This window comes from Prosthecobacter sp. GW821-HT29F12 (genome assembly GCF_058803405.1).
In genome coordinates this window covers 5,296,349-5,311,762 of the sequence record NZ_CM179517.1, presented here as the reverse complement: position 1 = coordinate 5,311,762, position 15,414 = coordinate 5,296,349, and the positions used below count along the sequence as shown (strand labels likewise).

Sequence of the window (15,414 nt, the reverse complement as noted above, 5' to 3'; positions counted from 1 at the left end):
AGAGCGGGCCATGTTACGCCCGCAGGCCATTCTGCCAAGACAGGCACAATGATGCGCAAGAGAGGCGCAAGTGTGCCGAAATACCAAGGGAGGAAAAGGGCATGGAGCCCCCGCTCACTCCCACCCACGGATCTTCACATGCACCTGCGCCACTCGGCCCATGTAGTGGTCCATGGAGAAATCCTTCGCCGCTTTGAGCATGTGTGCTTTCGCCTTCGCGTCTTCGCCGATCGCTTCGAAATACAAGCCCAGATACAAATGCGCGTAGCACCGATGATTCCGCAGCCGTTCACCATCTCCCTCCTCGGCGGCTTTCAGCACCGCCTCCTCGCTCCCTTTCCCCGCAAACAGCTCATGCACCTCCTTCATCGGGATGCGGCTGTCGCCTTCGATGGGGATGAAAACCTTCCTCGCCGCCTCCACGCCATCCCCTTTCGCAATGCATAAAAAATGCCAGGCGGCATTCTCCACGTCATTGCCATTCACCGTTTGGTGCACTTCAAACTGCTCGCGCCCCCCTTTGAAATCACCCGCATAATACAGCGACAGCCCACGTTGCCAGAGCTGCGGCTTCGACTCCGGTGCCAGCGCGATAAGCTTGTCAAAAGCCGCCACAGACTCCTTCGGCTTCGCCGCAAAGAAGAAATCCACCCCCTGCTGAAAGAGCTCGTTGGGCGTGTCTGCGGCACTGAGCAGCGAAGGGAGAACAAACAGGGTGATGACGGCGAGCAGTGACTTCATAAGATGATCAGAACATGACACAAGACGTCATGAACTCATCCAACCATGCAGAAGAGCGAAAGATCTCAGCCATGCCACGTCAGACGTGGCGTAGCCGAGTGTTTGCTGCATGGCCGCGGCAAGTTCATGCCATCATATGGCAGATTTCATGCCGCATGCACTCTCCCTCCGAAAGCCCGTAGGGCTGGCACAATAATAGCCGTGGGTGCCAACCCACGGAACCGCATCCCCCATATTTCCCAATTTCGTGGAACCGCGTAGCGGTGACACAAAGCGCCGCCACACCCAAACCTGAATGCACCAGCAATGCAGCGGGTTTTCAATCACCGCCTGCTCACTTCGCGCTTTCTTGGCGGAATACCTCCATTCCGCCCCGCACCACACCAGCCCTGAAAGGGCTGCGTAATATAGCCCAGGGATGCCGAGCCTTGGCGAGTGCTTCCCTGGGTTTCCAGCAACACGACTGGGAATCAAACCCAGCGCCTTCTCCACACACGACGGTCACCAGCAGCGTCTGCCATGAGCTCCGCCTCGCGGACAGCGCGCCGCCAGCTCCAAAACTCACGAGCGCCCCCCTCCATTCATCCCTCGCGTCTTTTTGAGCCTCAGGCACGTCGCCGCCTCATCGCGAAAACCATCATCCCCATCATCAGCAACACCACACGGCCCGGCTCCGGCACCACCACGTAAATGCGTCCATCAGTGGCAAACTGGCTGACATCCCACTGCAGACCCCCGGCAAGGGCGGGCAGAAAGCTGATGTCGGTAAAGTTCACGCTGCGGTTGCCGACGGTGACGACATTCCAGTCCACCAGCTGGAACCACGTGCCTTCCGTCCAGGTGCTGGAGGCGGTGCCGGTGTTGTTGCTCACCGCCAGCGTGCCGCCCAGCGTGATCTGTTCGTTGGAGAAGAACTTGAGCGAGTTGCTGTTGCTCACATTGCCGGAGCCGAGGGTCACGCTGAAGAGTTCAAAGCCCAGCGTGCCGCTGCTGGTGAGACCGCCATAGATGTCCAGGTGCTGCGCACCCGTCTCCGTGCTCGTTCCCGGAGCCAGGGTGCCCCCCACGTTCACCACGTTCAGCGTACCGGCCACGCCCACGCTGCCGTTGCCGGCAAGGACACCACCATTGTTGACGGTGAATCCGCCAGTGCCCAGAGTGGCGGTGCTCTGCCCGGTGTTGCCGCTGCCCACCTGCAGCACACCGCCATTCACCACCGTGCCGCCGCTGAAGGTGTTGATGCCGGTGAGCACCTGGGTGCCTGCACCTGTCTTCACCAGCGCCAGCTTCGCACCCGTGGCACCGTCGCCCGTGTAGGTGGACTCGTTCATGGAGGCATTGCCCGCCGGCAGCGCACCGTAGTCACGCAGCACACCGGCGAAGCTGCCATTCGCACCACCATTGCCCACCGTCAGGGTGGCGGTGGTGCTGGCGCGGTTGTTCTGCACAAAGTGGTTGGTGGCGCTGGTGCCGTTCAGCGCGCCGATGCTTTGGTTCGTGCCAAACAAATCCAGCACGCTGATGTTCGCCGCTGTGGTGAAGTTGAACGCATTGCTGCTCGCGCCCAGGCTGCCGTTCGCCGCACCGTCGGACATTCGGATGACGCCGCGAATGAGGTTCACAGCTCCGGTGAAGTCGTTGGCGGCGTTGGTCAGCGTGAGCACGCTGTAGCGGTCGGTGAGGGTGGTTCCGTTGTAGTTGTAGCTGCCGGTGCTGCCTTGGTATTCAAATCCGCCTGCACCCGTGAGCTTGCCGGTGATCTTGATGTCGCGGCTGACGTTGGCGCTGTTGATGCGGTTGGCGGCGATGGCGTTGTTGTCCATCAGCGTCACCTGTCCCGCGAGGGTGAAGGTTCGTGGCACCAGGCCCCCGGCGGGTTCGCCCTCATACTGCACGATGCCGCCGTTGAGCGTGATCTTCTTGGTGATGGTGCCGGAGCTGCTGTAGCGGCGCAGCTCGCCGCGGAAGAGGGTGGAGCCGGGCTTGCTGGCATTGATGATGATGCTGTAATTGTCGTCCCCAAAGAAGGTGCTGTCCGCATAAACGTGCGCCTGCTCGATGTAGATGTCCCGCACGTTCTGCGCGTTGCCTGCGGTGCTCACCGCCCAGCTCAGGCCGTTGGCATTGACGAAGGTGATGTTGTAGCCGTTGGCATTGATGTTGGTGATGCCCCAGCGCGCGCCGGTTCCCACGTAGCGGCCCGCAAAGGTGGTGTCCCCTGTCATCGTGATCAGGCTGAACGGTGACGACGTCATGCTGGCGCCGCCGGAGGAGACCACCGCGCCGACGTAACCGCCCGCGATGGTTCCCGAAGTGTCCGCCACGCCCTTGCCTTCCACGAACAGGTTGTACTTGGCGGAGCCGCCGTAGTTCGTGGCGTCCGCCCAGTTCACATCCAGCGTGGCGCCGCTCTTGACGGTGATCTGCGAGCCGTTGGCGCCAAAGGGATTGGTGGCGGCGGCGGCCGTGGCGCCGCTCTTCAGAATACCAGCCTCTACCACGGTGCCACCGGTGTAGCTGCTGCCTGCAGCCACCGTGAGGATGCCGGTGCCCAGCTTCGTCAGGCCGCTGCTGCCGCTCAGCGCGGTGTCCAGCGTCACATTGAAGCCGTTGGTGTCCAGCCGTGCCATGGCCCCGTAGTTCAGCGGGGCAAACTGGCTGGCATACCCGCCGGTGATGGCCGCACCATACCGCAGCGTGCCTCCTTCAAACACCACCTTGCTGGTGCCAAAAGCGGCGGAAGCCACGGCGAGCACCGTGCCACCCTGCAGGCGGGTGACACCGCTGTAGGTGTTGGCACCGCGCAGCTCCAGCACTCCATCGCCGCTCTTGATCAGCCCGCCGGTGACGGTGCCAGTCACGTAGCTTCCCACGGCGCCGGTGATGACACCGTTCACCACGATGGGCGAGCTGGCGTCTGCATACCATTCCTTCTCCGTGCCGGTGAGGTCCACCGTGAGTCCGCTGCCAAAGGTGAGCGTCGCGCCGCTGGTGTTGGACACCACGCGGTTCGCTCCGGTGAAGGTGAGCGTGCTCCCGCTGGCGGAGTCAACCGTGGTGGCGGTGCCGGTGGCCGACTGGAAAAGCGTGCTGGCGGACACATTCTCGACCACATTGAGCGAGTTGGACGCACCATTGCTGAAGACGGCGTTGGCACCCGAGACCCACTCCTGCAGCGAGACACCTGCAACGTCTGCATCATCCCAGGCGAGATAACCGGGGGTCGTCTTCCACTCGGCGGTACCGCTGATGGACTTGACGGGATCAAATTCCAAAGTCGGGGTGGTCGCCTTCGCCACCACGTAGATGCGGCCCTCCGTGGCCAGACGGGAGAAATCCCACTGCACCAGGCCGCTGTTCAGCGCGGGCAGCACCCAGTTGGCCGTGTTGTCCAGTGCCACGCTGCGGTTTCCCAGCGCGACATTGCCAAAATCAAACAACTGAAACCAGGTGCCCGACGCCCAGGTGGTGGAGTCTCCCGCACCCGCCATGGCGTTGATGTCCAGCACACCCGTGCTGCCAAGGTTGAAGGACGAGCCCGTAAGAAAGGTGAGGAAGTCGTTGTTGGCCAGGCTGCCGCTGCCGCTGCTGACGCCCCACAGATCAAACGACAGCGTGCCCGCCACATTCAGCGTGCCGTCCACGGTGAGATACTGCAGCCCGGTCTGGTTGGAGGTGCCGATGCTGAGCGTGCCGCCGGTTGCCACGCTGCTGGTCAGCCCGGTGAAGCCGATGATCCCGTTGCCCTCCAGCCTGCCGCCAGTGTTGACGGTGAAGGAGCCATTGCCCAGACGTGCCGTGCTCTGCCCGGTGGCACCGGTGCCGATCTGCAAGGAGCCGCCATTGATGGTGGTGCCACCCGTGTAGGTGCTCACGTTCGTCAGGATCTGCCGGCCAGCTCCGGTCTTCACCAAGGCGAGCTTGGCATTCGTGGCACCCTCGTTGGTGATGGCCGCGTTGTCAGCAGGCAGAGCGGCGTAGTCGCGCAGCACACCGGCAAAGTTGCCGCTCGCACCACCATTCCCCACCGTGAGGGTGGCGGTCGTGTTCTGCCGGTTGTTCTGCACGAAGTGGTTCGTGGCGCTGGCACCGTTCAAGGCGCCGATGCTCTGGCTGGTGCCAAACAGATCCAGAATGGCGGGAGCCGTGGTGGTGTTGAAGCTGAAATCATTGCTGCCTCCGCCGAGCGTACCGCTGGCGGTGCCGTCGGACATCCGGATCACGCCGCTGTCCAGCTTGAGGGTGCCGGTGAAGTTGTTGCCGCTGTTGGTGAGGTACAGCACGCTGTAGCGGTTGATGGTGGTGGAGGTGGTATACGTGGTGTCCCAGTCCGTGAGCGCAGCCGTGGCACCGATGTAGCGCAAGCCGCCTGCCCCCGTAATCTGACCGGTCACCTTGGCATCACGCATCGAGTAAGTGGCGGAGATGCGGTTGTCGGCCAGCGCCGAGACATTCAGCGTCATCTGTCCGCTCAGCGTAAACGTGGTGACCGTGCCGTAGTCGATCTTCGCCCCGCTGGAGCCTTGATAACCTTCCAGCACCACCAGACCGCCGTTGAAGACAGTCTTCTTGGCCACCGTGCGGGTGCCCAGCCAGTTCCCCAGCTCGCCCCAGATGGTGGTGGCGTTCAGGGTGTTGGCGTTGAGGTAGAGGGAGAAGTTGTTGTCGCCGAAGTTGTCGGCGTCCGCCCACACACGGCCCTGCTCCAGCCGGATGTCTCCCACATACACGTTGTTGGCGGCGGCACCGCGCCAGCTCATGGCATTGCCGTTCACGATGGTGAGGGTGTAGTACTGGTTGGCAATGACGTTGCCGCCGGAGTCACGCACGCGGGCGTCAATGTTGGCCGGAACGCCGTAGCGCTGGCCGGTGGTGCCCATCCGGCCGGAGATGGTGGTGTCTCCCGTGAGCAGCATGTTGCTGAAGGCGGTGGAGGTGTTGTTATAGGTGCCTGAGGAAGTCAGCGCACCCACGTAACCGCCAAACACCGTGTTCGAGGTGTCCGCCACGCCCTTGCCCTCGATCGTAAGCTGGTAAGCAGAGGCGTAGTTGGCGGCATTGCTCCAGTTGAGGTCCAGCGTGGCGCCGTTTTTCACCGTGATCATGCTGCCGCTCGCGCCAAACGGATTGGCCCCCGTGCCAGCTCCGCTGCGCAGGATGCCCGCCTCCACCGTGGTGCCTCCGCTGTATGTGCTGCCCGCCGTCGTGGTGAGGATGCCGCTGCCCTGCTTGACCAAACCGCCCGTGCCCGTGACTGCGCTGCCGAGAGTGATGTCGAACCCATGGGTGTCCAAAATGGCGGCGCTGCCCGAAAGCGCGGCAAACTGCGTGGACAGGCCGCCGCTGATGGCCGCACCGTACCGCAGCGTGCCGCCTTGAAACGTCAGCGTGCTGGTGCCCAGCGCGGAGGCATTCCCCACCTGCAGCACCCCTGCGCTGAGATAGGTGGCGCCCGAGTAATTGTTCGCCGCATTGAGCTGCAGCACGCCTGCGCCCTCCTTGATCAAGCCGCCCGTCAGCGCACCGCTCAGCGTGGCATTGACGATGATGTTGGAGCCCGCCGCCGCATTCCACCGCTGCGCCGCCCCTCCGGTGGCCGGGTTCTGCTGAATTGTAAGTCCGGAGGCAAACGTGAGGTCCGCCCCGCTGCTGTTGGCCACCACAGGATTCGCACCGCCACCGGACAGCGTCAGCGTCAAACCGCTGCCGCCGATGCTCGTCTTCGTTCCCGCTCCCGACTGCGTGATGGACTCCGCATTGATCGCCTCGGTCAGCGTCAGCACATTGGCGCTGTTGCCATTCGAAAACTCCGCGCTGCTGGTGGAGATCCACACACTCGGCGTGCCGGTATTGGTCCACGCCTGCTCAGACGTGTTCCAGTTGGCCGTTCCATCCACGTCGGCATACACCAGCACCGCCGCAGATGCGGTGGTTTGGGCAAGCAGGAGGTTGAGGGCGGAGAATGCAGGTACGAGACGACGAAGACGCAAGACGACTGACATGGGGTTTTTTCGGAACGCGCACGGGGCGCTTTAAGGGAGGGGGGGATTTTCGCCATAGTCCTTCATTCCCCTCTCTTCAACCTCGTTTGAAACCCGCTCGCAGACCTATGTGGCGCCCGTCACGACGCCTCACTGTGGCAGCTCTTTACCTCACCCTTTTCACCACCACGCCAGTGGCAGCGGCACGATCAGCGCCAGGTCCGCCAGCACCCGGTAAGCGTCCGCCGAAAACCGACGCCGCAGGCCCTGCACCCCGGCGTGCAGCACCACCGCACCCAGCGCCGCGCGGGCAGGACCCAGCAGCGTGTGCTCCAGCGCGCCCAGCTCGATTTCCCACAGCACCGCCAGCGTAAAAAACAGCGTGCCCAGCACCAGCCGCGTGTGCTTGCGGTCATCCTGCAATCCGGCCTCGCGGCAGGTGATGCCGTGCAGGTTGCACGCAAACAGCAGCGTCAGCAGCACACACTCCAGCACCGGCTCCGCAATCGTCTCTGGCATGGCAAAAAACCGCGTGCTCGTCGTGCACCCCATCGCAAACAGCAGCGCCGCAGTCATCTCCTTCGGCAGCACATTCCCCATGCGGATGTCCAGCTGCCGCAGAAACGACAGCGCCATCACCCCCAGCACAAACAGACTCAGCGCAAACTTCGACCCGCTCGCAATCGGCATGCGCGAGATCAGCATGATCCCCCCCATCCCCGCGCACGACACAAACACATCCCGCGACAAACGGCTGCCCTGCGCAGACCACGAGGCAAGATACAGCGCCACCAGCAGCGCCAGGCTCACCGCCTGCCACAGCACGCCTTCGGGAATCACATACAGCGCCATCCACCCCAGCAGCAGCAGCGCAGGCGGCAGCACACCCAGCAGCAGCACACGGCGGTGTCGGTGGTAAAACTGATGCCGCACATCCAGCTCCGCCACATTTTTCACCGCCACCGTGTCCAGCGTACGGTCCAGCAGATACACCACCCAGCAGGCCAGCCCGAGTCCCACATTCATCATCGGCGTCAGCTGGATGCCATGCGCATGTGCCAGCGCCGCCTGCCACAGTACCGCCACCATCGGCGCCTCCAGACTCAGCACATGCGGCCACAGCCACCACGGCTTGTGCCGTACGTGGGCAGATTCACTGGCTGGCATCAGATCACTCAAGACCTGCTCTGTAGTGCGCGGCGGTGAAAGTGAAAAGGAGAAACAGCGAACATCGAACATTGAACTCGGATGCAACCGTGACGGCGCAGCGAGGCGATGAAACCTGCCAAGAACCACAAATCGCCCACGACCCTCCGGCAAACTTGAAACTTTTAACCCGAAACTTGTAACTCTCCCCGAAGCAAGGTTGCGGTGCGGAGACCACGCGACACTTTGCATCACCCCCCCCTCATGATTGGCGACGACTATTTCGAACTGCGTTCACGGATTGGCACAGACCTGCTGGCTCTGGCCGCTGCCCTGCGTGAATCCGGTGGCGATGCCGAATCCGCCGCCATCCTGGACAATCTCATCGCCTCCCTCAAGGAGCCCTTCGTCTTCGTCGTCGTCGGCGAGGTCAACGTCGGCAAATCCACCTTCCTCAACGCCCTCTTCGGCCAGGATTTCTCCAGCACCGGCGTCGTCCCCACCACCGGCAAGATCCTCTTCTTCCGCCATGGCGAAGAGCACAGCGTCGTCCCCGTCACCCCCACGCTCGATGAAGTCTACGCCCCCGTCGATTTCCTCCGCGACTTCCACATCGTCGACACCCCCGGCACCAACTCCGTCGAAAACGAGCACCAGCTCATCACAGAGCGCTTCGTCCCCATCGCAGATTTGGTGATCTTCGTCTTCTCCGCCATGAACCCCTGGGGCGCCTCCGCCTGGCAGTTCCTGGAAAAAGTCCACCGCGAGTGGATGCGCCACGTCATCTTCGTCCTCCAGCAAAGCGATCTCCGCAGCCCCGAGGAGATCCAGGTCATCACGGATTACATGGGCCAGCTCACGCGCCAGCGCTTCGGCCGTGATTTCCCCCTCTACGCCGTCTCCGCCAAAAAAGCCTTCCTCGCCCGCAATGCCGGCATCGAGCGCGAGCGCCTCCTGCAGGACAGCGGCTTCCACGCCCTGGAGGCCCACATCTCCTCCATCGTCCGCCACAATGCTGCCCGCCTCAACAAGCTCGCCAGCACCATGCGCCTGGCACGGCAGATCCTCGATGAAATGCGCGCGCGCCACACGGCCTCCATGCAGCAGGCCAAGCGCAAGACCGTCGTCCTCCAGGAACTCCAGACCGAGCGCGAGCTCCAGGTCGACCGCACCCTGAAAAAAATCCTCCCCGCACTCGATGCCACCGAGCGCGACTACCACGAATCCGTCATGCGCGTCGCCGGCCTCGCCAGCGATGCCCTCACCACCCGCAAGGCCTTCCAGCGCAAGGACACCGAAGACGACGAAGCCGAAAACGCCGCCCGCCCCCAGAGCCTCGATCACCGCCTCTTCCAGGAGCTCCAGCACCGCACCGGCGACCGCTGGCGTCAGGTCAGCCTCGTCCTCGAAGAAGACGTCCATCAGTTCGAGCGCTTCCTCTACGCCCAGGGCCGCGGCATCCTCTTCCCGCCGGACGTCGTCCTCCCCTCCCACGATTACGGCGAAGAAGAAAGCGAGCTCCGCCGCCGCTTCGGCACCCATGTGGACTCCTCCCTCCGCCGCTTCGTCATCGGCCTGAAGCTCGATGAAGACATCGAGCCCGGCCTCGAAAGCGCCCGCGTCACCGCCCGCTGGCTCCCCCGCCTCATCCTCCCCATCCTCATCGGCACCGCCCTCTGCGGCTGGTTGGACGATCTCACCAGCGCCGCCATCGCCTTCGGCGCCGGCCTCCTCCTCCTCGGCGTCGTCTACCTCCTCACCCAGATCCGCCTCGCCAACGCCCGCAATTCCATCCTCGACAAGCTCGAAGAATCCTCCGTCACCCTCCGCGAGATGCTCTCCAAGCAGGTCACCGAAGACGTCACCGCCTCCTTCACCAAGTTCCTCGACACCCTCAATCCCGCCCAGGCCAACGCCGCCCACCTCGAGCGCGAGCAATCCACCCACGTCGACCGCCTCCGCACCCTCGCCGACTCCTTCACCGTCATCGACCAGCAGATCCAGGTCCTCATGCCCGCCGGCGCAAAGTAAAAGCGGCAGCCCCCAAACACCTCGCTGTCCCTTTCGTCCTTTCAGTCCTTTTCGTCCCTTCCGTCCTTCCGCAGGCCCCTCTCAAACCCACCCGCTATCAGCCCGCCCCAGTACTGGTAGGGAACCGCTGCGCCCTAACTCTTACCCACAAGTTTGAGGAAGGAGCGCTGTACAAAAACGGGTGCGGTTAAACTATGGGGGATGGCAGCAGCAAAGTCATCGAAAGGCAAAAGTATAGGCAGTCCATTGGCGGCGGGCTGGTCGCAACGCGAGCTGGCGCATCTCAGTGGCATTGATCCGCGTCTTGTGCGACGGCTGGCCATCATGCTTGAAGATTGGGCGGCGCAGCCGCAGGCCTCCATCCCTGAAGGCAGCCGCAGCAAAGCGGCTGTCAAGGCTTCCTACCGTCTGCTCTCCAATGAACGGCTCGAAGCTGCTGACATTGGGCAGAGTCATCGAGAGGCCACCTGGGGGCGCATGGCCGGCCATGAGGTCGTGCTGGCCGTGGCTGACACGACGAGCTTCAATCACACGACTCATGCGGGCACGGAGGGTGTCGGCCCCATCGGCCAGGGCAATGGCTGCGCGCAGGGCTTCTTGCTGCACAGCGTGCTGGCTTTCAGCGAGCAGGGCGAAGCTCTCGGCGTGCTCCATGCCCACACCTGGGCGCGCGAGCGTGACGGCCCCTCGCGGCGGCAACGGCAGGCGCAAAAGAACCGCAAAGCGCTCGATCAGCGCGAGAGCCACCGGTGGGTCAGCGCTTATGAAGCCATCGTGGCCCAGCGTCAGGCGGCTTCCGGCAGGCAGCCCCGTGTGGTGCTGGTTGCTGACCGGGAGAGCGATCTTTACGAGCTCTTTGTGAGCAACCGGCAGCATGACGAGCAATGTGCCGTGCTCGTGCGCGCCCTGCATGCGCGCCGCCTGCACGAAACGGGAGAGGTGGTGTGGGACCACCTCGAAGCGCAGCCGGAGCTGGCGCGTGTTGAGATCGTGGTGCCAGCGCAGGGCACGCGCAAGGAGCGCACGGCCACGCTGGTGCTGCGCAGCGCGCCGGTGAAGCTGGGGGTGCCGCGGGACAAGGCGCGGTTCTTTGGTGCGAGCACACCGCTGGATCTCTGGGCCATCGACGCGATGGAGACGGGCGCGCCGGAAGGCAGCGAAGCGTTGCACTGGAAGCTGCTCTCCAGCATTCCCTGCGGGGATGCGGCGCAGGTTCAACGGCAGCTGCAGTGGTATGCGAAGCGCTGGGGCATCGAGGTGTTCCACCGCACGCTCAAGAGCGGCTGTCAGAGCGAGGCGCGGCGTCTGGGCAGCCTGGAGAGGCTGCGCCGGGCCCTGAGCCTGGATTTGATCGTGGCCTGGAGGCTCATGGCCTTGCGCGATGCCGCGCGTCAAAAGCCGCAGGAGCCCGCGACCCAGTGGCTGGAGGCCGAGGAGTGCGCGGTGTTAAGCGCCTGGGCCACGCGTCAGCTCAAGACGAAAACTCCAAGTCCGCCCAGCATCGCCGAGGCGGTGCGCTGGATCGCGCGGCTGGGAGGCTACCTGGATCGCAAGAACGATCCACCGCCAGGCATGGAAGTCCTCTGGCGAGGTCTGCGCCATCTTCACGACATGACCGAAACCTGGAAGCTGCTTCATGTTGTGGGTAAGAGTTAGGCTGCGCCGGGTCCCAAATCTCGGGTCTATCTCATCGCCGGCACTCAAAAAGGTACGCCGTCCTTGCAGCGCAGAAAGCCAGCCAACGTAGGGCGCTTTCCACGAAGGTTTCCAGGTCGGTTCAAATGCCACTCGATGGAAAGCAGCTTCAAATCTCTGCTCCCTCTGCCTCACCGCCCCTCTGCGGCAAAATCGAACGTCCCATCAACTTCGCACCAGCCACGCCGCACCCTCCGGCTCCCGCTCTCCCCAGCAAATCCCTGCGACGTTCCAATCTCTGCGGTGTAAAATCAGCCCACCGCGTCCCTCCTCAGTCCCGCCATCCCCTTCTACCTCCGCCTTTGCCCTCCGATCTTCCATCTCCCATCTCCAATCTCCCGCCCCAGGAGCTTAAATCCGCCCTCATCGCCCAGGCCCGCGCCCTCGGCTTTGACGACTGCCGCATCGCCCCCGCGCAGCCCGCCGCGCACCGCGCCCTCTTTGAGCAATGGCTCGCCGAAGGCAAACACGGCGACATGGCCTGGCTCGCCCGCAACCCCGAACGCCGCACCGACCCCACCCTCGTCCTCCCCGGCGCCAAATCCGTCATCGTCCTCGCCCTCAACTACTACCAAGGCGGCACCCCCTACCCATCCCCTCCGGACTGGGAGCGCCGGTATCCTACCGGCTCCGGAACCCCCGCCACACCCACCACCTCCGCACCTCCCTCAGACATCCAGCCCCCAGCATCCAGCATCGAGCCCCCATCTCCCCCTCCCCCCTACCGCATCGCCCGCTACGCCTGGAACAACGACTACCATGACCTCATCGAGGCCAAACTCCGCACCCTCGCCGACTTCCTCACCGCCCACGGCGGCACCCAGCGTCCCTACGTCGACACCGGCCCCGTCCTCGAGCGCGACTTCGCCAGCGAATCCGGCCTCGGCTGGGGCGGCAAGAGCACCATGCAGATCCACCGCCACCTCGGCACCTGGTTCTTCCTCGCAGACATCCTCACCACCCTCGAGCTCCCCCCGGACACCCCCGCCACAGATCACTGCGGCAAATGCACCCGCTGCATCACCGCCTGCCCCACCCAGGCCATCACCGCCCCCCGGCGCATGGATGCCCGCCGCTGCATCTCCTACCTCACCATCGAAAGCAAAGGCCCCATCCCCCTCGAGTTCCGCCACGCCATCGGCGATCGCATCTACGGCTGCGACACCTGCCTCGATGCCTGCCCTTGGAACCGCCACGCCCAGGCCTCTCATGAGGCCACCTTCCAGGCCCGCGCCACCATTTTCCAGCACACCCTCCGCGACTTCCTCACCCTAACAGACGAAACCTTCCGCACCCTCTTCGCCAAATCCCCCATCAAGCGCATCAAACGCCCCGCCTTCCTCCGCAACGTCTGCGTCGCCCTCGGCAACACCGGCACCCTCGCCGACCTCCCCGCCCTCGAACTCGCCGCCCAGGACGAGCATCCCCTCATCTCCGAACACGCCCACTGGGCCATCGCAGAGATCCAGGCCCGCGCCCAGCCCCAGTAACCGGGGCATTCCTGCCCCGTCTCTTCCCACCGAAATCCACGCACTCTTTCGGCTCCTCTGAGTACGTAGTTCGGGATCGTAGCCCGTTTTGGAAGCTCCGCATCGCCCCAAACCTGAAACCAGCCAGCGCACGTATTGTAGTACCGGCTTTAGCCGGAATCTGGAAACGTAGTTCGTGCAAGCAGCTCCCGAATAAACGCCCCTGTTGCCCTCCGTTCCACAATCCAGTCGCATGAATTCAGGTGCTTCTCCCTTGAGAACGCGCCTCCGCCCCACCCTCCGGCTCTTCCATTCTGGTCCAACAACTGTAAACAACCGTCAACGACCGTAAACCACCGTCAACTCCGCTCTTCTTGACATCCCCCCATTCCCCCCTACCATCCCCGGCTCTCGACATCGAGAACGGCGAGGTAGCAAAGTGGTAATGCACTGGTCTGCAAAACCGGTATGCGCGGGTTCAATTCCCGCCCTCGCCTCCACTTTCAAAATCAATGATTTACGAAGTGGAAATGGAAAAGTAAGAACGAAAGTAAGAACACGTCCTGCCACCTCCGATGATGCTCTAGGACGTCTGGAATGAGTTATTTCGGGGCAATCTACTTGCTGCATCGCAGTGAACTAAAAGTGCATGGGAGGCTGCAACTGACCGAGGCACAGCAGCAGCGTGTGGATAAATGGGTAGACGAGTCACGCGGGGTTCGTTCGTACCTTGAGAAGAACATCAAGCGCGGCGAGGGCTCACTGACAGTTGATGAGCTCTATCGTGCCTACACTGCTCATGCAAAATCAAAAGGGTGGAAGGTACTTGCTAAGGAGGCCTTTGGCACAGATCTCAACATTCGGATGCAGGAAGCATTTCAGTGTGAGCGCTCCAATCACATCAAACACGGTAATGGAGAGGTGCGTGGGTATCGTGGGGTCGAGTTTGTGCAGGCCAAGGGGCAAGAGGAGGTGCAGCAACTGCAAAAATCTATTTGCACAGCACTAACTTTGGACGAGCATTGAAACGTGCCTCAGAAATAAGGGCACATTGTTTGAGTAGAATTTTCCGTGGTGCTGGGTCGGCTACGGTTAAAAAGTGGATCATAAGACGATAAGATTTGTTCACTTTTAACCGCAACGAAAATAACCCAACCCAATAAACGAAAACAACCAAACTCAACGCGACACTTATTACAAAGTGTCCAACTGCATATTGCAGCCCCTAAAGCTCTTTGGCGTAACCCTCACTCGCAACATCTGCTGGTGAAAGCCACACTCAATTAGCGTCAGGGCTTGCGGCAATTCCCATGGGTTTCCCAACAAGGAATCGTCATGCCTGCGTCTGGTTGGCCGGTTCAACAATTCTCCGAATCAATACTTCAATGCCACATACTTCTCCCCTAGCTCCTTTAAATCAACATCCAGAAACCTTTCGCCTCCCAAAATCAGGAACTCGGGACCCATATTTCGGGTTCAGTCGCTCATTTTACTACGCAGCCGAGGCGGAGGGCCTTATCCGACTCATTCGCATTCGTAAACGCGGCAACATCCGAGGCATCACCTTGGTGTCTTTCGATGCCGTAGCCCAGATGGTGCTCGAACAAGGAACCGCCGGCGCATAACCACCCAAAACTTTCCCATGGTCGTGCTGGCCGCTGTGGGGCGCATCTCAACCAGCAAAACAACCCAAACACAAAATGAACACCCACAAACAATGAAAAACACACCCAAAAATGCCAGACCTCAAAAAAGCGAGGGGGCACCGGTTGCACCCGGAACCCCCTCAGTCCCACAACACCTCCCAGCCGTTAAAAACTCAGATGCGTCGTCGAACACACTGATTCTGCCAGACGCTCCTATTCAGCGCCAGCCCTACTTTGCGGCCAAAGGTACTAACTCCAACGACCACGAAGTGAAACCGCTCCTGTCCTTTTTTATGGCACCGGAGCATAGCAGGTCTGGCGCCGATCCGATATACTTCGACGTGGTGAAAGATCGCGCTTCAGGTCAAACTCGCGTGCGGCTTGATTGGGCGTCAGAACCCGTTTGGCACCATCTGGACGGGGTTGATGGAAAGAGCCTCGTGTCTGCAATAGCGGCAATGATGATCGAAGAGCATTGGAACGCATCGATTATGAACGGCCAGGCTGTGGTGAATCACGCGCCCGAGTTGCTGTCCAAGGAGCTCGTATCCGAAATCATCAAGGTTTCGCTTTCGCTGGATCCTGATGAGGCAGTCATCACCCTCGATGCCTTCATGACAAAGCGCTACTCCGAGGACGACTCTGAGATCAGCAACGAGGAGATTTACGACCGCATCTATTAACCCCCTGAGTCGCTGATGCACG

Annotated in this window: 8 protein-coding genes and 1 tRNA gene; 6 read left to right on the top strand and 3 right to left on the bottom strand. The window is 62.1% G+C overall.

Translation table 11 applies throughout. The features are described 5' to 3' along the window. Window positions 1-114 precede the first annotated feature (114 nt). From AC3RLQ_RS21885 to AC3RLQ_RS21875, 3 genes are all read right to left on the bottom strand, one after another. Window positions 115-741 (bottom strand): tetratricopeptide repeat protein, encoded by a 627-nt coding sequence (locus tag AC3RLQ_RS21885; RefSeq protein WP_493030778.1) that lies wholly within the window; start codon window positions 739-741, stop codon window positions 115-117. A 605-nt stretch (window positions 742-1,346) separates the two neighbouring features. Beyond that, window positions 1,347-6,743 (bottom strand): beta strand repeat-containing protein, encoded by a 5,397-nt coding sequence (locus tag AC3RLQ_RS21880; protein WP_493030777.1) that lies wholly within the window; start codon window positions 6,741-6,743, stop codon window positions 1,347-1,349. Between the two features lie 159 nt (window positions 6,744-6,902). Continuing rightward, on the bottom strand, window positions 6,903-7,889 hold the full coding sequence (locus tag AC3RLQ_RS21875) for a hypothetical protein (RefSeq protein WP_493030776.1): 987 nt from the start codon (window positions 7,887-7,889) through the stop codon (window positions 6,903-6,905). Window positions 7,890-8,132: 243 nt separating this feature from the next. On the opposite strand from AC3RLQ_RS21875, the gene AC3RLQ_RS21870 reads away from it, so the two are divergent. The 6 genes from AC3RLQ_RS21870 to AC3RLQ_RS21845 all read left to right on the top strand — a co-directional run bounded on the left by AC3RLQ_RS21870 (window position 8,133) and on the right by AC3RLQ_RS21845 (window position 15,392). Then, window positions 8,133-9,899, top strand: coding sequence for a dynamin family protein (locus AC3RLQ_RS21870; RefSeq protein ID WP_493030775.1), 1,767 nt, complete (start codon window positions 8,133-8,135; stop codon window positions 9,897-9,899). Between the two features lie 201 nt (window positions 9,900-10,100). Next, window positions 10,101-11,555 carry an IS4 family transposase gene (locus AC3RLQ_RS21865; RefSeq protein WP_493030774.1) on the top strand — a complete coding sequence of 485 codons (1,455 nt, stop codon included), beginning with the start codon at window positions 10,101-10,103 and terminating at the stop codon, window positions 11,553-11,555. A 341-nt stretch (window positions 11,556-11,896) separates the two neighbouring features. Continuing rightward, window positions 11,897-13,084, top strand: a complete 1,188-nt coding sequence (gene queG / locus AC3RLQ_RS21860) for a tRNA epoxyqueuosine(34) reductase QueG (RefSeq protein ID WP_493030773.1) — start codon at window positions 11,897-11,899, stop codon at window positions 13,082-13,084. Between the two features lie 404 nt (window positions 13,085-13,488). Then, window positions 13,489-13,563 (top strand) — tRNA-Cys (locus tag AC3RLQ_RS21855). 97 nt (window positions 13,564-13,660) lie between these two features. Beyond that, window positions 13,661-14,089 (top strand): hypothetical protein, encoded by a 429-nt coding sequence (locus tag AC3RLQ_RS21850; protein WP_493030772.1) that lies wholly within the window; start codon window positions 13,661-13,663, stop codon window positions 14,087-14,089. A 616-nt stretch (window positions 14,090-14,705) separates the two neighbouring features. After that, window positions 14,706-15,392, top strand: a complete 687-nt coding sequence (locus AC3RLQ_RS21845; protein WP_493030771.1) for a hypothetical protein — start codon at window positions 14,706-14,708, stop codon at window positions 15,390-15,392. Window positions 15,393-15,414 lie beyond the last annotated feature (22 nt).